General features: G+C 61.8%; 13 protein-coding genes. 7 read left to right on the forward strand and 6 right to left on the reverse strand.

What is annotated here, in order from left to right:
- Positions 1 to 34 precede the first annotated feature (34 nt).
- The 7 genes from nusA (at position 35) to JV241A_RS03175 (ending at position 8,883) form a co-directional block, all read left to right on the forward strand.
- Entirely contained in the window at positions 35 to 1,516 is a 1,482-nt protein-coding gene (nusA, locus tag JV241A_RS03145; RefSeq protein ID WP_010222981.1) for a transcription termination factor NusA, read from the forward strand.
- A gap of 27 nt (positions 1,517 to 1,543) precedes the next feature.
- Positions 1,544 to 4,051, forward strand: coding sequence for a translation initiation factor IF-2 (infB, locus tag JV241A_RS03150; RefSeq protein ID WP_115085235.1), 2,508 nt, complete (start codon positions 1,544 to 1,546; stop codon positions 4,049 to 4,051).
- A gap of 121 nt (positions 4,052 to 4,172) precedes the next feature.
- Positions 4,173 to 4,574: a 30S ribosome-binding factor RbfA gene (gene rbfA, locus JV241A_RS03155; RefSeq protein ID WP_010222983.1), complete on the forward strand. Its 402-nt coding sequence runs from the start codon at positions 4,173 to 4,175 to the stop codon at positions 4,572 to 4,574.
- 3 nt (positions 4,575 to 4,577) lie between these two features.
- Positions 4,578 to 5,495 (forward strand): tRNA pseudouridine(55) synthase TruB, encoded by a 918-nt coding sequence (gene truB, locus JV241A_RS03160; RefSeq protein WP_115085236.1) that lies wholly within the window; start codon positions 4,578 to 4,580, stop codon positions 5,493 to 5,495.
- Positions 5,496 to 5,648: 153 nt separating this feature from the next.
- Positions 5,649 to 5,918, forward strand: a complete 270-nt coding sequence (gene rpsO / locus JV241A_RS03165) for a 30S ribosomal protein S15 (RefSeq protein WP_010222985.1) — start codon at positions 5,649 to 5,651, stop codon at positions 5,916 to 5,918.
- Positions 5,919 to 6,168: 250 nt separating this feature from the next.
- A complete protein-coding gene (gene pnp / locus JV241A_RS03170; RefSeq protein ID WP_038998668.1) occupies positions 6,169 to 8,274 on the forward strand; it encodes a polyribonucleotide nucleotidyltransferase in 2,106 nt (701 codons plus the stop codon).
- 258 nt (positions 8,275 to 8,532) lie between these two features.
- A complete protein-coding gene (locus JV241A_RS03175) occupies positions 8,533 to 8,883 on the forward strand; it encodes a BON domain-containing protein (protein ID WP_115085238.1) in 351 nt (116 codons plus the stop codon).
- A 144-nt stretch (positions 8,884 to 9,027) separates the two neighbouring features.
- Here the strand turns inward: JV241A_RS03175 and JV241A_RS03180 are convergent, their stop codons facing one another.
- The 6 genes from JV241A_RS03180 to pgi form a co-directional block, all read right to left on the reverse strand.
- On the reverse strand, positions 9,028 to 11,964 hold the full coding sequence (locus tag JV241A_RS03180) for a DUF748 domain-containing protein (protein ID WP_134061342.1): 2,937 nt from the start codon (positions 11,962 to 11,964) through the stop codon (positions 9,028 to 9,030).
- Positions 11,965 to 12,055: 91 nt separating this feature from the next.
- Positions 12,056 to 13,072: a class I SAM-dependent methyltransferase gene (locus tag JV241A_RS03185; protein ID WP_115085240.1), complete on the reverse strand. Its 1,017-nt coding sequence runs from the start codon at positions 13,070 to 13,072 to the stop codon at positions 12,056 to 12,058.
- Between the two features lie 79 nt (positions 13,073 to 13,151).
- Positions 13,152 to 14,330, reverse strand: coding sequence for an acetyl-CoA C-acetyltransferase (locus JV241A_RS03190; RefSeq protein WP_115085241.1), 1,179 nt, complete (start codon positions 14,328 to 14,330; stop codon positions 13,152 to 13,154).
- 112 nt (positions 14,331 to 14,442) lie between these two features.
- Complete coding sequence (locus tag JV241A_RS03195) at positions 14,443 to 15,312, reverse strand: oxygenase MpaB family protein (RefSeq protein ID WP_115085242.1); 870 nt, start codon at positions 15,310 to 15,312, stop codon at positions 14,443 to 14,445.
- 39 nt (positions 15,313 to 15,351) lie between these two features.
- Positions 15,352 to 17,286, reverse strand: a complete 1,935-nt coding sequence (gene acs / locus JV241A_RS03200) for an acetate--CoA ligase (RefSeq protein ID WP_134061343.1) — start codon at positions 17,284 to 17,286, stop codon at positions 15,352 to 15,354.
- 91 nt (positions 17,287 to 17,377) lie between these two features.
- Positions 17,378 to 19,042 (reverse strand): glucose-6-phosphate isomerase, encoded by a 1,665-nt coding sequence (pgi, locus tag JV241A_RS03205; RefSeq protein ID WP_115085244.1) that lies wholly within the window; start codon positions 19,040 to 19,042, stop codon positions 17,378 to 17,380.
- Positions 19,043 to 19,105 lie beyond the last annotated feature (63 nt).

Consider the following 19,105-nt stretch of genomic DNA (forward strand, 5'->3'; position numbering starts at 1 on the left):
CGGATCCAATGGCTTGCGAAAGGCGAGGCGTACGATGAGCAAAGAAGTACTGCTGGTTGTTGAGTCGGTATCGAACGAAAAGGGCGTACCGGCCGGCGTAATTTTTGAAGCGCTGGAAGTGGCTCTGGCCACTGCAACCAAAAAACGTTTTGACGACGAAGTCGACCTGCGTGTGGAAATCAACCGCCACACCGGTAGCTACGAAACCTTCCGTCGCTGGACTGTCGTCGAAGAAAAGGATCTGGACGATCCGGCGATCGAAGTGTGGCCAGCGAAGATTCAGGACACCCATCCTGAAGCTAAAGTCGGTGACGTGATCGAAGAGAAGATCGAGTCGATCGAGTTCGGCCGTATTGCCGCCCAGACCGCCAAGCAAGTCATCGTCCAGAAGGTCCGTGAAGCCGAGCGCGCTCAAGTGGTAGATGCCTACCGCGAGCGTCTGGGCGAGATCATCTCCGGTACCGTCAAGAAGGTCACCCGTGACAACGTCATCGTTGACCTGGGCAACAACGCCGAAGCGTTGCTGGCCCGTGAAGACATCATCTCCCGCGAGACTTTCCGTGTCGGTGTGCGCCTGCGTGCACTGCTCAAGGAAATCCGCACCGAGAACCGCGGCCCGCAGTTGATCCTGTCGCGTACCGCGCCACAGATGCTGATCGAGCTGTTCCGCATCGAAGTGCCGGAAATCGCCGAGGGCCTGATCGAAGTCATGGCCGCGTCCCGTGATCCGGGTTCGCGCGCCAAGATCGCCGTACGCTCCAAAGACAAACGCATTGACCCGCAAGGTGCCTGTATCGGCATGCGCGGTTCGCGTGTCCAGGCAGTGTCCGGCGAACTGGGTGGCGAGCGCGTGGATATCGTCCTCTGGGACGACAACCCTGCACAGTTCGTCATCAACGCCATGTCGCCGGCTGAAGTCGCGGCGATCATCGTCGATGAAGACGCCCACGCCATGGACATCGCCGTGGGTGCCGACAACCTGGCCCAGGCGATTGGCCGTGGTGGCCAGAACGTGCGCCTGGCCAGTCAGTTGACCGGCTGGACCCTGAACGTGATGACCGAATCGGACATCCAGGCCAAGCAGCAAGCTGAAACCGGTGACATCCTGCGCAACTTCATCGACGAGCTGGAAGTCGACGAAGAACTGGCACAGGTGCTGGTCGATGAAGGCTTCACCAGCCTGGAAGAGATTGCCTACGTACCGCTGGAAGAAATGCTCAACATCGACGGCTTTGACGAAGACATCGTCAACGAGCTTCGTGCTCGCGCCAAGGATCGCCTGTTGACCAAAGCCATCGCTACTGAGGAAAAGCTGGCAGACGCCCATCCGGCCGAAGACCTGCTCTCGCTTGAGGGTATGGACAAGGATTTGGCGATGGAACTGGCGGTGCGCGGCGTAGTTACCCGCGAAGACCTGGCCGAGCAGTCGATTGATGACCTGCTCGACATCGACGGCATCGACCAAGAGCGTGCCGGCAAGTTGATCATGGCCGCCCGAGCCCACTGGTTCGAGTAATTAGGCGCGGCCTGAGGAGAGAAGTGCATGACGCAAGTCACGGTGAAAGAATTGGCCCAAGAGGTCGCTGCACCGGTAGAGCGCCTGCTGCAGCAGATGCGTGAGGCAGGTCTGCCGCACACCGACGCCGGTCAGGTAGTGACCGACAATGAGAAGCAGGCATTGCTGGCTCATTTGAAGAGCAGCCACAAGGCAAAAGTGGAAGAGCCGCGCAAGATCACCTTGCAGCGCAAAACCACCAGCACCCTGCGTGTCGCCGGTAGCAAGAGCATCAGCGTAGAAGTACGCAAGAAGAAAGTATTCGTTCAGCGCAGCCCGGAAGAAATCCAGGCCGAGCAGAAGCGCGAGCTGGAAGAGCGCCGTGCAGCGGAAAACGCTGCCCGTGAAAAAGCCGATGGCGAAGCACGTCAGCGTGCCGAGGAAGAAGCCCGTCGTCAGCCAGCCGCTGCGTCCGCCGCGCCGGCTGCTGCCGCTCCGGCTCCGGCTGCAGCGCCAGTGATCCAGGCCGCCGCGGACGCCGCTCCGGCACCGGTTGCCGACCGCAAGAAAGACGACGTGCGTCGCAGCGACAAGTCGCGTGACGACGAGCGTCGTGGCGGCGAGCGCCGCAACGAAGCGCCGCGCGTTTCGGTCAAGGTCAAGGAAAAGGAAAAGGCGCCTACCCCGCGTGCCGCTCCGCGTACCACCGACGAAGAAAGCGATGGCTTCCGTCGTGGTGGCCGTGGCAAGGGCAAGCCGAAGAAGCGCAACGCCCATGGCTTCCAGAACCCGACCGGTCCGGTTGTCCGCGACGTGCAGATCGGCGAGACCATCACGGTTTCCGACCTGGCCAACCAGATGTCCGTCAAGGGCGCTGAAGTGGTCAAGTTCATGTTCAAACTGGGCACTCCGGTGACCATCAACCAGGTGCTCGACCAGGAGACAGCTCAGCTGATCGCCGAAGAGCTGGGTCACAAGGTCACCCTGGTCAGCGACACCGCCCTGGAAGATTCCCTGGCTGAGTCGTTGAAGTTCGAAGGCGAGACCTTCTCCCGTGCACCAGTCGTGACCGTAATGGGCCACGTTGACCACGGTAAGACCTCGCTGCTCGACTACATCCGTCGTGCCAAGGTTGCTGCTGGCGAAGCCGGTGGTATTACCCAGCACATCGGTGCGTACCACGTGGAAACCGACCGCGGCATGGTCACCTTCCTCGACACCCCGGGTCACGCCGCGTTTACCGCCATGCGTGCCCGTGGTGCCAAGGCGACCGACATCGTGATCCTGGTGGTTGCAGCGGACGACGGCGTGATGCCGCAAACCCGCGAAGCGGTCCAGCACGCCAAGGCTGCCGGTGTTCCGCTGGTCGTGGCGGTGAACAAGATCGACAAGCCAGGTGCTGACCTCGATCGTATCCGTAACGAGCTGTCCGTCGAAGGCGTCACTTCCGAGGACTGGGGTGGCGACACGCCGTTCGTCAAGGTGTCGGCGAAGATGGGTACCGGTGTCGACGAACTGCTCGAAGCCGTTCTGCTGCAAGCCGAGATCCTCGAGCTCAAGGCCACTCCATCGGCCCCGGGTCGTGGTGTAGTGGTCGAGTCGCGCCTGGACAAGGGCCGTGGCCCGGTGGCTACCGTGCTGGTTCAGGACGGTACCCTGCGTCAGGGCGACATGGTTCTGTGCGGTTCGAACTATGGCCGTGTACGGGCCATGCTCGACGAAAACGGCAAGCCTGTTAAGGAAGCCGGCCCGTCGATCCCGGTCGAGATTCTCGGCCTGGATGGCACTCCGGACGCCGGTGACGAGCTGTCGGTAGTGGCTGACGAGAAGAAAGCCCGTGAAGTTGCCCTGTTCCGTCAAGGCAAGTTCCGCGAGGTCAAACTGGCTCGCGCTCACGCTGGCAAACTCGAGAACATCTTCGAGAACATGGGCCAGGAAGAGAAGAAGACCCTCAACATCGTGCTCAAGTCCGATGTTCGTGGTTCTCTCGAGGCCCTGCAGGGCTCCCTGAGCGGCCTGGGCAACGACGAAGTACAGGTTCGCGTGATTGGCGGCGGCGTCGGTGGTATCACCGAGAGCGATGCCAACCTGGCCCTGGCTTCCAATGCAGTACTGTTCGGCTTCAACGTGCGTGCCGATGCCGGCGCGCGCAAGATCGTCGAGCAGGAAGGTCTGGATATGCGTTACTACAACGTGATCTACGACATCATTGAAGACGTCAAGAAAGCCCTGACCGGTATGCTCGGCAGCGATGTTCGCGAGAACATCCTGGGTATCGCCGAAGTGCGTGACGTGTTCCGTTCGCCGAAGTTCGGCGCCATCGCCGGCTGCATGGTCGTCGAGGGTGTGGTCTACCGCAACCGTCCGATCCGCGTACTGCGCGAGGACGTGGTGATCTTCGAAGGCGAGCTGGAATCGCTGCGTCGCTTCAAGGACGATGCGTCCGAAGTACGTGCCGGCATGGAATGCGGTATCGGCGTCAAGAGCTACAACGACGTCAAGGTCGGCGACAAGATCGAAGTCTTCGAGAAAGTCCAAGTGGCTCGTACGCTCTAAGCCGCGAGCATGGGAACCGCCAATTGTCCGCCCCAGGGCGTCGCTTGGCGGCTCTGAACGCAACGCCCGGTCCGGCTCTAGCCTGGCCGGGCGTTTGCCGCTTTAGTTACAGGTAGCAAAAATGGCAAAAGAATATAGCCGTACCCAACGCATTGGCGATCAGATTCAGCGCGAGCTGGCTCAGTTGATCCGTCGTGAAGTCAAAGACCCGCGTGTCGGCGTGGTCACCATTACCGCTGTGGATGTCAGCCGCGATGTCGGCCATGCCAAGGTGTTCATCACCTCCATGGGCCAGGAAGGCGCGGAAGACATCAAGCAGACCCTCAAGGTGCTCAACGGCGCGGCCAGTTTCCTGCGCGTGCACCTGGGCAAGGAAATGCAACTGCGCAGCGTGCCGCAACTGCATTTCCACTATGACGAGAGCATCAGTCGCGGTGCCCACCTGTCGGCCCTGATCGAACGCGCCGTCGCCGAAGACAAGCTGCACCAGGCTTCCGACACGCCCCTGGACACCAAGGAGTAAGCGGTGGCTCAGGTCAAGCGTATCCGTCGTAACGTCAGCGGCATCATCCTGCTCGACAAGCCGTTGGGGTTCACTTCCAACGCTGCCTTGCAGAAGGTCCGCTGGCTGCTCAACGCCGAAAAGGCCGGGCACACCGGTAGCCTCGATCCACTGGCCAGTGGCGTGCTGCCACTGTGCTTCGGTGAGGCGACCAAGTTCTCGCAGTACCTGCTCGATTCCGACAAGGGCTACGAGACGGTCATGCAACTGGGTCAGACCACCACCACCGGCGACGCCGAAGGTGAAGTGCTGAAAACCCGTGACGTGACCGTTGGTCGCGCCGATATCGAAGCGGTTTTGCCACAATTTCGTGGTCAAATCAGTCAGATACCGCCGATGTACTCGGCCCTCAAGCGTGACGGCCAGCCGCTGTACAAGCTGGCCCGTGCAGGTGAAGTAGTGGAGCGCGAGGCGCGTTCTGTTACTATTAACCGCTTGGAATTGCTCGAGTGCGAAGGCACCCGTGTCCGGCTGTCGGTCGGCTGCAGCAAAGGCACCTACATCCGCACCCTGGTCGAGGACATCGGCGAGGTGCTCGGTTGCGGGGCCTATGTCGCCCAACTGCGTCGCACACACGCCGGTCCTTTCGAGCTGGCCCAGACCGTGACCCTCGAAGAACTCGAAGCGGTCCACGCCGAAGGTGGCAACGAAGCGGTCGATCGCTTCCTGATGCCATCGGACAGCGGTCTGCAGGACTGGCCACTGTTGCAGTTCTCCGAGCACAGTGCGTTCTACTGGCTGAATGGTCAGCCGGTCAGAGCCCCCGACGCGCCGAAGTTCGGCATGGTCCGGGTACAGGATCACAATGGTCGCTTCATCGGTATCGGTGAAGTGAGCGAAGACGGGCGCATCGCGCCGCGTCGCTTGATTCGGTCAGAATGATCGAAACCTTCAGTGTCAGGTTCAGGCCTGGTACTGGTGGTAAAGAGGATGGCTGTTAATAGGCACGGTCACGCCTCACTTTATGAATACAGGGAGCAGTCCCTGGCCTATTGGAAACCGTTTGTTCGGTTTCCCTTGATTTGGAGAAGCCAGATGGCACTCAGCGTTGAAGAAAAAGCAAAGATCGTTGGCGAATACCAGCAAGCCGCCGGTGACACCGGTAGCCCAGAAGTGCAAGTTGCACTGCTGACCGCCAACATCAACAAGCTGCAAGGCCACTTCAAGGCCAACGGCAAAGACCACCACTCCCGTCGTGGTCTGATCCGCATGGTTAACCAGCGTCGCAAGCTGCTGGACTACCTGAAAGGCAAGGACACCACTCGTTACAGCGCCCTGATCGGTCGTCTGGGTCTGCGTCGCTAATAGCGGCCTGGCCAGTGGTGTGCACGGCGTGCTGCAGTCACCAGGCGGAGCCTTTGGCCCCCGTGCTGGTGAGCACGCCTTGCGTATCTATGAGGTTGGCTGTCTGTCTCGCCTGAGCGGTTTACCGCAAGGGCAGGGCAGGCTTCCAACCTCTAGTTTTATCTGGACTGCCAACAGGGCCGATTCCCTGTTCTGCCCAAGAATTCGCAAGAACCAGTTCCCCCAGAGCCACTGAAAAAGGTAGGAAACCGTGAACCCGGTAATCAAGAAATTCCAATTCGGTCAATCGACCGTTACCCTCGAGACGGGCCGTATTGCTCGTCAAGCGTCCGGCGCCGTATTGGTCACCGTCGACAACGATGTCACCGTACTGGTGACCGTGGTCGGTGCCAAACAGGCCGATCCAGGCAAAGGCTTCTTCCCCCTGTCCGTTCACTATCAGGAAAAGACCTACGCCGCCGGCAAGATCCCTGGTGGTTTCTTCAAGCGTGAAGGCCGTCCTTCCGAGAAAGAAACCCTGACCTCGCGACTGATCGACCGTCCGATCCGTCCGCTGTTCCCTGAAGGCTTCATGAACGAAGTGCAGGTTGTCTGCACCGTCGTTTCCACCAGCAAGAAGACCGATCCGGACATCGCTGCGATGATCGGTACCTCGGCTGCCCTGGCCATCTCCGGCATTCCGTTCGAAGGCCCGATCGGCGCCGCCCGCGTAGCTTTCCACGAAAGCACCGGCTACCTGCTGAACCCGACCTACGAGCAACTGGCTGCCTCGAGCCTGGACATGGTCGTTGCCGGTACCTCCGACGCCGTACTGATGGTTGAATCGGAAGCCAAAGAGCTGACCGAAGACCAGATGCTGGGCGCCGTACTGTTCGCTCACGACGAATTCCAGGCCGTGATCCAGGCTGTCAAAGAGCTGGCCGCCGAAGCTGCCAAGCCGACTTGGGACTGGACTGCCAAGGCCGAGAACACCCCACTGCTGAGCGCCATCCGTGGCGAGTTCGGTGCTGCGGTTTCCGACGCCTACACCATCACCGTCAAGGCTGACCGTTACGCTCGCCTGGGCGAACTGCGCGAGCAAGTGATCGCCAAGTTCTCCGGTGAAGAAGGTCAACCTTCGGCTTCCGAAGTCAAAGAAATCTTCGGCGAAATCGAATACCGCACCGTTCGCGAAAACATCGTCAACGGCAAGCCACGTATCGACGGCCGCGACACCAAGACCGTACGTCCGCTGAACATCGAAGTCGGCGTGCTGCCGAAGACCCACGGTTCGGCGCTGTTCACCCGTGGCGAAACCCAGGCCCTGGTCGTTGCAACCCTGGGTACTGCCCGTGATGCCCAGCTGCTGGACACCCTCGAAGGCGAGAAGAAAGACCCCTTCATGCTGCACTACAACTTCCCGCCGTTCTCGGTGGGCGAGTGTGGCCGCATGGGCGGTGCTGGCCGTCGCGAAATCGGTCACGGCCGTCTGGCCCGCCGTTCGGTTCAGGCCATGCTGCCTGCCGCTGACGTGTTCCCGTACACCATCCGCGTCGTATCGGAAATCACCGAATCCAACGGTTCCAGCTCCATGGCTTCGGTCTGTGGTGCTTCCCTGGCACTGATGGACGCCGGTGTACCGATGAAGGCGCCGGTTGCCGGTATCGCCATGGGTCTGGTTAAAGAAGGTGAGAAATTCGCCATTCTGACCGACATCCTCGGTGACGAAGACCACCTGGGCGACATGGACTTCAAGGTAGCCGGTACCGCCAAGGGTGTTACCGCGCTGCAGATGGACATCAAGATCAACGGTATCACCGAAGAGATCATGGAAATCGCCCTGGGCCAAGCCCTGGAAGCGCGCCTGAACATCCTCGGCCAGATGAACCAGATCATTGGTCAGTCCCGTAGCGAACTGTCGGAAAACGCTCCGACCATGATCGCCATGAAGATCGACACCGACAAGATCCGTGACGTCATCGGTAAAGGCGGCGCGACCATCCGTGCCATCTGCGAAGAAACCAAGGCTTCGATCGACATCGAAGACGACGGTTCGATCAAGATCTTCGGTGAGACCAAAGACGCCGCTGAAGCTGCTCGTCAGCGCGTTCTGAGCATCACTGCCGAGGCCGAGATCGGCAAGATCTACGTCGGTAAGGTCGAGCGCATTGTCGACTTCGGTGCCTTCGTCAACATCCTGCCTGGCAAGGACGGTCTGGTTCACATCTCCATGCTGAGCGATGCTCGCGTCGAGAAAGTGACCGACATCCTCAAAGAAGGTCAGGAAGTTGAAGTACTGGTACTGGACGTGGACAACCGCGGCCGTATCAAGCTGTCGATCAAGGACGTTGCCGCTGCCAAGGCATCCGGCGTCTAAGCACGCAGCTTAAGAAGAAGGACCCCTCGGGGTCCTTTTTTTGTGCCCGCGCACAATGTCTTGCGGACTTGCATCTTGCATGCAGGATTTTGCCACTGCTTGCAAAATGCACGATTCAGGTGTTTGCCTGTTTGTACAAGTGTCTGATTTATAAGGGAAAAATTAATAGCAAAAGCTGGCACAGGCCCTGCAACAGTATTCATACCCCTGCTGCCAGGACTGACGGCGCAGACTTTTCGAAAAACAGGAGTGTCTCGTATGAAGAAGTTCGCTATTGCTGCCGCTACTGCCACCGCCCTGACCCTGACCATGGCTAACGCGGCATTTGCCCAACAGCCTTCCCAGGCTCCGCTGACCGTTGCTGCTGGTGAAGTTACCAAAGCAAAAGAAGCGACCTCCGACACCTGGATCACCACCAAGGTCAAAGCTGACCTGATGACCGAGAAAGGCATCCCAGGCACCGACATCAAGGTCGAAACCAACAAAGGCGTGGTCTCCCTGTCTTCCGATGTTGCCGTGACGGATTCGCAGAAAGACATGGCGGTCGCTATCGCCAAGAAGATCAAAGGCGTTCAAGCCGTCTCGGCTGATGGCCTGAAAACCAATTAATAGTTTGTTCCGACTCGCTGACCTTTCAGGTTCATGCGAACGACCAAAAGGACTTGGTCACTCAAAGCCCCGGCACTGGTTGCCGGGGCTTCTTTTTGGGGGCGGTTTGTGGGAACGGGCTTGCCCCGCGATAGGGGGCCTACTTCACTCCGCGTCCAGATGCAGTGGCGAGATCACCCGCCCATCCGCCTCAGCCTGGCCCAGGCTGGCATCGACGAAATACACCCGGTCATCAGCCAACTGGCCCTTGTCCACCAGGTAGTCCTTGATACTGCTGGCCCTGGCCTGACCCAACTGGCGCAGCAGCAGGGCGCTTTCGCCCCAGGACTTGAGCACTGCATCGCGCAACTGGGTAGTGCGCTGCTCGCGGTCCAGCTGTTCCCATTCCGTCGGTGGCTGTTTCTTCATCCGGGTACGGTAGATGCCTTCGAGCATGGCCGGCTTGTCGCCATCCGGGACCTTCAGGTCGGAGGCCTGTGCTGGCACCTTGTCACCGCGGCGCTGGAGGATCTTGTAGTAGGTGCTCTGGTACTCACGCTCCAGGCGCTGCTGGGCAATCAGCGGCCCATCGCTGCTCTGGGCGCTGGTGCCTTCGATCTCCAGGCGCAGGGCCGGGCGTTCCTTGAGCGCCGTTGCCAGCTTGTCCAGAGCGCTTTGCGCATCCGTGCCCAGGTCACTGGAGCCGGCGGCGAAGGCCACGTTACCCAGGTCCTGGGAGTCGCCGCCGCTGACCAGCCCGCCAATGAACTTGAAGGGCGCCTGGGCCGCACGCAGCACCAGGTTGCGCAGGGTCTGCCAGACGATCGGCATGACGCTGAACTGCGGGTCGTTGAGGTCGCCGGTCACTGGCAGCTCAATGGAAATCTTGCCGTCGGTATCCTTGAGCAGGGCGACTGCCAGGCGAATCGGCAGGTCCACCGCATCCGGGCTGTCGACCTTCTCCCCCAATTGCAGCTGCTCGACCACCACTTTGTTCTCGGCCTTGAGCTTGCCCTGGGTGATCACGTAGTGCAGGTCGATGTTGAGCCGGCCCTTGCGGATGCGGAAACCTGCAAACTTGCCTGAATAAGGGGTCAGGGTGGTCAGCTCGACGCGTTTGAAGCTGGTCGCGATGTCCAGCGCGGCCATCGGGTCGAAGGGGTTCAGCGAGCCTTTGATGGTCACGGGTGCATAGCGATCGACCTTGCCCTTGATGTCGACCTTGGCAGGTTTCGGCTGACGATTGTCGATGGTGCCGATCTGGCCGTTGAGCTGCTGGATGGCAGTAGCGAAGTTCGGCGTCAGGCTGAAGTCGGCAAAGTTGGCCGAACCGTCGTTGATGTCGATTGCACCGATGCGGATACCCAGTGGCTTCTCGGCCGGGGCCTTGGCTTTGCTGGGCGCCCTGGATTGCGCGGTGGCCGGTTGCGGGATCAGCAGGTCATCGACGTTGGTGGTGCGGTCCTCGTTGATCATGAAGCGCGCATAGGGTTGCTTGAGGGTCACCTTGCCAATGGTCAGGGCGTCACCGTGGCGGTACGACAAGGCGTCGAGGTTCAGCTGCTGCCATTTGACGAAGTCACGGTCCTTGATGGTGTCCAGGGTGTGCAACTGGTTGACCTGGGCCTTGCCATCGATGCTGAAGGCCAGCGGCTCGATGCTCTTGAGGTCGACGTTGAGGTCGCTGCCGAGCATGCCGCTGCGTAGTTCCAGGCGGATGTACGGGCTGATATAGGCCTGGGCGACGCGCAGGTCGATGTCCTGGGTATTGACCTTGAGCTTGGCGGTAACGGGCGCCAGGTTTACTTCACCGGCGGCCTGCAGCTTGCCTTGTTTACCCACGCCGGTATCGAGCTTGAGGGTGAAGGGCGACTGGTTGAGGCTGTCGAAATTCTGCAGGTCGAGGTTCAGCGGGCCGACATCCAGGGCCACTGGCTCTTTCTGCGAGCGATCGGCCAGGTGCACCTGGTAATTGCGCAGTTGCACGTCCTTGAGCAGCACCTGCCATGGCTTGCTCGGCGCTTCGGCGGCGGCTTTCTCCTTGGTATCCGGCTCGGCGGCGGCAGGTTCGGCTTTCTCTTTTGGCGTGGCCTTGGCCGGCTGGCTGGCGAACAATTTCTGCCAGTCGAGCTGGCCGTCGGACTCCACTGCTGCCCAGGTTTCGAGCTTGTCGCTGCGGATCTTGCCGACGGTTACCAGTTGCTTGGCCAGGTCGATCGAGGTTTCACTGACATCCAGCCGCGCCAGGCGGGCCAGCGGACGGCCATCCGGGGCCTTGATGGCAAAGGGCGCGATGCTCACCGAGGTGTTGTCCAGCAGCAGCTCGGTTTCCTTGGACAGGTTCAGCTTGTAGCGGGTATCGAGGCTGACCACGCCGTCTTCCAGTACCAGCGGCACTGCATCGCGAACATAGGGCCAGAAGGCCTTCATCTTGCCGTCGGTGACTTTCAAGGTGCCTTCGGAGGCGAGGGGGACCACGCTGAACGTACCGCTCCAGTCGATGCGGCCGCCACCGGGGCCTACTGCGACCAGGGTCATGTCGGCGCTGTCGTCGGGCAGGGTGCTGAGGTTCTTCAGCTCCAGGTTCATCGAGTCGTAGAGGAACTCGATCGGCTCGCTCGGGCGCAGGTCCTGGAAGTGCAGGTAGCCTTCGCTGAGCTTGATGCTGCCGATGCGCAGCGGGAACGGATCGCTGGCGGGCTCTTCAGGCTTGGGCTCGCTCGGTGGCAGCTTGAACAACTGAGTGAGGTTGAGGCTGCCGTCCTTGGCGAACAGCAGCTCGGTCCGCGCCTTGTCCAGTTCGACCCCGTCCAGGTGTAGGGCACCGCTCCACAGGCTGTCGAGCTGCAGGTTGGCGTACAGGCGTTCGAAGCCGACCTGCTCCTTGCCCGGCTCGCCGATCTGCAGGCCCCAGAGGGTCAGTTCGAGGCTGAACGGGTTGAGTTCGATCCGCTGCAGGTGCGCCGGCACCGTGGCGTAATTGGCCAGTTGCTGATTGGCGATACGCAGGGCAACCCCTGGGAGAATCAGAAAGCCTAGCAGGCTGTACAAGGCCACTGCGGCCAGCATGGCGCCGAGGGCGCGTTTCAATCCTTTGGGCATGTGTGGCGTCGTCTGTCTCGAACGGAGGTGGTTGGAGTATGGCACGTAAAAACGGTTCCGAAGCTACCCCGAAAATTAACGGATATTTGTTTCAGAGCTGAAGAATCAAGGTCTTCAGTGGAGGCTGCCCATCCTGCGACGGAAAGTCGCCGTCGGGTTTGAGCACCTGCCAGTCGCGTACCGGGCGCCCGGCCTTGTCGGCGCAGCGCAGCACCTGCTCGCGCCAGTCGTCGAGATTGACCTTTGCCAGGTTGTTACAGCAGATCAGCACGCCATCGTCGGCGGTGCTCAACAGGGCCGGCTTGAGCAGGCTCTGGTAGTCGCGCAGCAGGTCGACGGTGCCGAAGGCGCTCTTGGCCCAGGCTGGCGGGTCGAGGAACACCAGGTCGAACTGGCGCTGCTCCAGGCGCGGATACGGCGGCAGCTTGTGGCCGCGGCGCTGGCTGACCGGCAGGCCGGCAAATTGACGGATCGCCGGGAAGTAATCGGACTGGATAAAACCCATCGGCAGCAGTTGCGGGTTGAGCGCGCCGTTCTCCTTGCCCACGGCCAGGTTGCCTTCGGCAAAGTCCAGGTTGCACACCTCGCGGGCACCACCCGCTGCGGCGCTGAGGCCGACGCCGCATGTATAGGCGAACAGGTTCAGCACGCTTTTGCCGGCACTGTGTTGCTTGACCCAGCCACGGGCGTTGCGCAGGTCGAGGAACAGCAGCGGGTCCTGCCCGGCATGGCGGCCACGCACCCGGTAGTTCAGACCCCATTCGTGACCGACATGATCGGCCAGCGCGGCTTCGCTGGCCTGATACACCGGATCGCGGCGGTCGATGCGGCTGTTGCCCTGGGAGCGGTCGTTGTAGACCAGCAGCAGTTCCTGGCCCAGGTGCGTTTGCACTGCCGCGTGCAGCTCCAGCAAGGCGCTGGTCTCGAGGGTCTGGTGGAAACTCTGCACCAGCAGCTGCGGGCCGTAGCGGTCGATGGTCAGGCCGCTGGCGCCCTCCTGGCTGCCATGGAACAGGCGATAGCAGTCGGTGCCCTGGGCATGCAGTTCGGCGAGAAGGCCCTGGCGGGCGTCGAGGGCGGCGCGCAGCGCCTGATTCAAGAGGGACATGCACGTGGCCTTGGTTTGCGGACGTGCAGTTTATCAGTTCAAGCCAGGGGAGGGGCCGTTGCAGCCCCTCCCGCGGTGATCAGCGTTCGATCGCCAGGGCCACGCCCTGACCGCCGCCGATGCACAGGGTAGCCAAGCCCTTGCTGACATCACGCTTGATCATTTCATGCAGCAAGGTCACCAGCACCCGGCAACCCGAGGCGCCGATCGGATGGCCCAGAGCGATGGCACCGCCGTTGACGTTGACCTTGCTGGCGTCCCAGCCCAGCTCCTTGCCCACCGACAGGGCCTGGGCGGCGAACGCTTCGTTGGCTTCGATCAGATCAAGCTCGCTCAGCTGCCAACCGGCTTTTTCCAGGCAGCGGCGGGTGGCGCTGACCGGGCCGATACCCATGATCGCCGGATCGACCCCGGCGTTGGCGTAAGCCTTGATGCGCGCCAGGATCGGCAGGCCCAGCTGCTGCGCCTTGGCCGCGCTCATCAATAGTACTGCTGCCGCACCGTCGTTGAGCGACGAGGCGTTGCCGGCTGTTACCGTGCCGTCCTTCTTGAACGCCGGCTTGAGCTTGCCCAGCGACTCGGCAGTAGTGCCGGCGCGTGGTTGTTCGTCGGTAGCGAAGGCAACCGGCTCGCCTTTACGCTGCGGGATCAGGATCGGGGTGATTTCGTCGACGAAACGCCGGGCTTCGATGGCAGCCACCGCCTTTTGCTGCGAAGCGGCGGCGAAGGCGTCCTGTTCTTCACGGCTGATGCCGTACTTTTCCACCAGGTTCTCGGCGGTGATGCCCATGTGATAGTCGTTGAACGCATCCCACAAACCATCGCTGATCATGCTGTCGATCAGGGTGCTGTGACCCATGCGCAGGCCGGTGCGGGCACCGGGCATGACGTAGTTGGCCAGGCTCATGTTTTCCTGGCCGCCGGCGATGATCACCTCGGCGTCGCCGCAGCGAATCGCCTGGGTCGCCAGGTGCAGGGCCTTGAGGCCCGAACCGCAGACCTTGTTCAGGGTCATGGCAGGGACGGCATGGGGCAGGCCGGCCTTGATCGCGGCCTGGCGCGCCGGGTTCTGCCCTGCGCCGGCGGTGAGCACCTGGCCGAGAATGACTTCGTCGACCAGTTCGGCATCGATGCCGGTCTGGGTCAGCAGCTGGCGGATCACCGCGGCGCCAAGGTCGACGGCGGGAATGTTGGCCAATGCCCCTTGGTAGCTACCCACGGCGGTCCGGGTGGCGGCAACGATTACGACATCTTGCATGGCGCGGCTCCTCATTCTTATTGGATTTGGCGTCAGAACGGTTCAGGTCCCAGGGCCTGGCTAGACCCGCATGGTGGCATAGATGGCCGGGCGAGGGCTATTGGCGCACTGCTCAGGCGATACCCATGCGTCGCCGTGCACGATGGGCCGAGCCATCGCGCATGGCCCAGCGCAGGACCGGTGCGGTGCTGTTGATGCCCAGGCGGATCAGCCGGCGCTGCAGCGGGTTCTGGCTCAGCTCGAGCATGGTGCTGGCCCATTCGGGCAGCAAGTCAATTCCGGCTCGCAGCATCAAGGCGCCTACCGGTTGGGCCAGGCGGCTGGGCGCCGGCGCGTCGAGCAGCACCTGTACCACCTCATGGCTGCGGGTGTCGCAGATAAGTTGGGGGCGCATGGCCTGCAGGTAGTCGGCAATCTGCTGGCGCGAACGCGGTACGTTGCGGGCGCCCAGGCGTTCGGCGATCAGGGCGATCTCGGCGTAGTAGGCATCCTGATCGGCGATCGGCAGGTGCGGGTTGCGGTAGCGCATGTGTGCTGCCAGGAAGCTGCTGACCTCGGCCACATGCACCCAGGTCAGCAAGTCTGGATCGCTGGCAGCATAAGGCCGGCCATCGGCGGCGCTACCGACCACCTGCAAGTGAATGGTGCGCACTTTTTCGATCAGCCAGTTGGCATCTTGAGTCGAGCCGAAGGTGGTGCCGGAGATGAACTGGCTGGTGCGGCGCAGGCGGCCGAGCAGGTCCTGGCGAAAGTTGGAGTGATCCCACACGCCGGCCAGCGCCAGCGGGTGCAGCAGTTGCAGGAGCAGGGCACTGATGCCGCCGATCAGCATGCTGGGGAAGTCGCCATGCACGCGCCAGCTGATGCTGCCCGGGCCGAACAGCCCAGGGTCACCCTTGGGGTTTTCCAGGTCAAGTTGCCCCAGGGACAAGCCGGTCAGGCTCATCACCTGGGTTTCGATACGGCGGCGAATCGCTTCCATGGTTACCTTGTCTGCAAGGCAGCCAAACAGCGCTGCCGCTTAAGTGTTCAGGCGTTTGTCGATCAAGCCCTGGACCACGCTCGGATCGGCCAGGGTCGAGGTATCGCCGAGGCTGTCGAGCTCGTTGCAGGCGATCTTGCGCAGAATGCGCCGCATGATCTTGCCTGAGCGGGTCTTGGGCAGCGCCGGCGCCCACTGGATCAGCTCGGGTTTGGCAAAACTGCCGATCTCCTTGCTGACCAGGGCCAGTAATTCCTGCTTGAGCCTGTCGTCCGGGGTCACCCCGTTCATGGGCGTGACAAAGGCATAGATACCTTGCCCCTTGAGATCGTGAGGGTACCCGACAACGGCCGCTTCGGCGATGCTGTCGTGCAGCACCAGGGCGCTTTCGACTTCGGCGGTGCCGATGCGGTGGCCGGAGACGTTGATTACGTCATCGATCCGTCCGGTTATCCACAGGTCACCGTCCTCGTCGCGGCGCGCGCCGTCGCCGGTGAAGTAGTAACCCGGCAGTGGCTTGAAGTAGGTATCGATCATTCGTTGCGGGTCGCCGTACACGCTGCGGATCTGTCCGGGCCAGCTGGCCTTGATCGCCAGCATGCCGCTGCCGGGGCCTTCAATCAGCTTGCCCTTGTCGTCCAGTAACACCGGCTGCACGCCGAACATCGGTTGGGTGGCGCAGCCGGGTTTGACCCGCCGGGTGCCGACCAGTGGGCTGATCATGATGCCGCCAGTTTCGGTCTGCCACCAGGTATCGACGATGGGGCAGCGTTTTTCGCCCACGGCCTCGAAATACCATTCCCAGGCTTCCGGGTTGATCGGCTCGCCAACGCTGCCGAGCAGGCGCAGGCTCTTGCGTGAGGTGCTCGCCAGCGGGCCCGGGCCTTCACGCATCAGCGCACGCAGGGCGGTGGGCGCGGTGTAGAAGATGTTTACCTGGTGCTTGTCGACCACCTGCCAGAAGCGCGAGGTATCCGGGTAGTTGGGCACGCCTTCGAACATCAGGGTGATCGCGCCGTTGGCCAGCGGCCCGTAGACGATATAGCTGTGACCGGTCACCCAGCCAACATCGGCAGTGCACCAGAACACCTCGCCCTCGCGGTAATCGAACACGGTCTTGAAGGTCAGCGCCGCTTGCAGCAGGTAACCCGCAGTGGTGTGCAGCACGCCCTTGGGTTTGCCAGTGCTGCCGGAGGTGTAGAGGATGAACAGCGGGTCTTCGGCATCCATCGGCTCGGGTGGGCATTGGTCGCCTACGGATTTGATCGCTTCGTGGTACCAGATATCGCGGCCTTCACGCCAGTCGATCTTGCCACCGGTGCGCTTGATCACCACCACCGTACCGACACCCGGGCAACTGAGCAGGGCCTTGTCGACGTTGTTCTTCAGCGGCACGCTCTTGCCGCCGCGAACACCCTCGTCGGCGGTGATCAGTGTGCGGCAATCGGCGTCGAGAATCCGGTCGCGCAACGCATCCGGCGAGAAGCCGCCGAACACCACCGAGTGAATGGCGCCGATGCGGCTGCAGGCGAGCATGGCGTAGGCCGCTTCCGGAACCATGGGCATATAGATGCACACCCGGTCGCCTTTTTTTACCCCGCGCTGCTTGAGTACATTGGCCAGGCGGCAGACCTGCTGGTGCAGTTCGCGGTAGGTGATGACACTGGAATCGGTGGGGTTGTCGCCCTCACGAATGATCGCCGGCTGATCGCCCCGGGTGGCCAGGTGACGGTCGATGCAGTTGTAGCTGACATTGAGTTGCGCACCTTTGAACCAGGCGGCCTGGCCGGTCTTCATGTCGCTCTGCTGGATCTGGCTCCAGGGCTCGATCCAGTCCAGGGCCTTGGCTTGTTCGGTCCAGAAGGCATCCGGGTCATCGATGGACTGGCGGTACAGGCGCTGATAGTCGGCCTGGCTCAGTTGCGCCGCTTTGCTGACGGCATCGGCTTGGGGAAAGTCGCTGATATCGAACATGGCGGGGTCCTGTTCTGACGGATTGTTTTTGTCAGGACAGTGTAGCCGCTGCCCCTGGCCGTGTTCGTTCGGCCAGGGGCAGCGCAGGCGATCAACCGCGGTGACGGCTGCGGAAGAAGTTGATCAGGCCCTGGGTCGAAGCGTCCTCGGCAGGCTCTTCGATGCCGCCGGTCAGGCGCTGGTACACACCCTTGCCCAGCTCCTTGCCCAGCTCCACGCCCCACTGGTCGAAGGCGTTGATGCCCCAGATAACGCTCTGCACGAACACCTTGTGTTCGTACATCGCCACCAGTGCGCCGAGGCGCCGCGGGCTGATGCGCTCGACCACCAGGGTGTTGCTCGGGCGGTTACCCGGGATCACCTTGTGTGGCGCCAGCTTCTGGATATCGGCTTCGGCCATACCCTTGTCGCGCAGTTCGGTTTCGGCCTCGCTGCGGGTCTTGCCGAGCATCAGCGCCTGGCTCTGCGACAGGCAGTTGGCGTACAGCCACTGGTGATGGTCGGCGACCGGGTTGAAGCTGACCACCGGGACGATGAAGTCGGCGGGAATCAGCTGGGTGCCCTGGTGCAGCAACTGGTGGTAGGCGTGCTGACCGTTACAACCCACGCCACCCCAGATCACCGGGCCGGTGTCGTGGTTGACCGGCGTGCCGTCCTGGCGGACGCTCTTGCCGTTGGATTCCATGTCCAGCTGTTGCAGGTGCTTGGTGATGTTACGCAGGTAATGGTCGTACGGCAGGATCGCATGGCTCTGCGCGCCCCAGAAGTTACCGTACCAGACGCCCAGCAAGGCCAGCAGCACCGGCATGTTCTGTTCGAATGGCGCGTTCTGGAAGTGCTGGTCCATGGTGTAGGCACCGGACAGCAGTTCCTTGAAGTTGGCAGTACCAATGGCCAGTGCAATCGGCAGGCCGATGGCCGACCACAGCGAGTAACGCCCGCCGACCCAGTCCCACATCGGGAAGATGTTTTCTTCACGAATGCCGAAGGCCACCGCAGCGGCCTTGTTGCTGGATACGGCGATGAAGTGCTTGTACAGCTCGGCTTCCGAGCCACCCTGGGCGAGGTACCAGGCGCGGGCCGCCTGGGCGTTCTTCAGGGTTTCCAGGGTGTTGAACGACTTGGACGAGACGATGAACAGCGTGGTTTCGGCACGCAGCTTGGCCGACAGCTCGTGGAACTCGCTGCCGTCGATGTTTGCCAGGTAATGGCAGCGCACGCCGCGCTGGGCGTAAGGCAGCAGCGCTTCGGAGACCAGCTCGGGGCCGAGGAACGAACCGCCGATGCCGATGTTGACCACGTCGGTGATCGGCTTTTCGCTGTAGCCGCGCCACAGGCCGTCATGGATGCGGCCAACCAGTTCGGTCACCTGGTTGAGCACCTTGTGCACCTCGGGCATCACGTTGACGCCGTTCACGCTCAGCTTGTCGCCAACCGGACGGCGCAGGGCGGTGTGCAGCGCCGGGCGGCCTTCGGAGGCGTTGAGGATCTCACCGGCGAACAGCGCCTTGATTGCCTCTTGCAGGCCGACCTCGTTGGCCAGATTGACCAGCAGATCACGGCTCTGGCCGTTGATCAGGTTTTTCGAGTAATCGAGGAACAGCCCGCAGGTACTCAGGGAAAACTGTTCGAAGCGTTTTGGCTCGGCATTGAACGCGTCGCGCATGCTGAAGTCCTGCATGGCTTCGCGGTGCTGCTGGAGCGCCTGCCAGGCGGGCAGGGCGGTGACATCATGAGGAGTGCGGTAGTACGCCATCGCTGCAGGTTTCCTTATTGCGTGAGCTGCCTTGGACACTGGAAAAAGCATCCTGTTTGCAGG

The sequence above is a fragment of the Pseudomonas sp. JV241A genome (assembly GCF_900275665.1).
Taxonomy (GTDB): Bacteria; Pseudomonadota; Gammaproteobacteria; order Pseudomonadales; family Pseudomonadaceae; genus Aquipseudomonas; species Aquipseudomonas wadenswilerensis.

Bases quoted from the DNA above. Each gene is read 5' to 3' on its own strand.
- JV241A_RS03180 (WP_134061342.1), bottom strand. From the start codon at position 11,964: ATGCCCAAAGGATTGAAACGCGCCCTCGGCGCCATGCTGGCCGCAGTG.
- JV241A_RS03175 (WP_115085238.1), top strand. From the start codon at position 8,533: ATGAAGAAGTTCGCTATTGCTGCCGCTACTGCCACCGCCCTGACCCTG.
- JV241A_RS03195 (WP_115085242.1), bottom strand. From the start codon at position 15,312: ATGGAAGCGATTCGCCGCCGTATCGAAACCCAGGTGATGAGCCTGACC.
- nusA (WP_010222981.1), top strand. From the start codon at position 35: ATGAGCAAAGAAGTACTGCTGGTTGTTGAGTCGGTATCGAACGAAAAG.
- infB (WP_115085235.1), top strand. From the start codon at position 1,544: ATGACGCAAGTCACGGTGAAAGAATTGGCCCAAGAGGTCGCTGCACCG.
- pgi (WP_115085244.1), bottom strand. From the start codon at position 19,042: ATGGCGTACTACCGCACTCCTCATGATGTCACCGCCCTGCCCGCCTGG.
- rpsO (WP_010222985.1), top strand. From the start codon at position 5,649: ATGGCACTCAGCGTTGAAGAAAAAGCAAAGATCGTTGGCGAATACCAG.
- rbfA (WP_010222983.1), top strand. From the start codon at position 4,173: ATGGCAAAAGAATATAGCCGTACCCAACGCATTGGCGATCAGATTCAG.
- JV241A_RS03185 (WP_115085240.1), bottom strand. From the start codon at position 13,072: ATGTCCCTCTTGAATCAGGCGCTGCGCGCCGCCCTCGACGCCCGCCAG.
- JV241A_RS03190 (WP_115085241.1), bottom strand. From the start codon at position 14,330: ATGCAAGATGTCGTAATCGTTGCCGCCACCCGGACCGCCGTGGGTAGC.
- acs (WP_134061343.1), bottom strand. From the start codon at position 17,286: ATGTTCGATATCAGCGACTTTCCCCAAGCCGATGCCGTCAGCAAAGCG.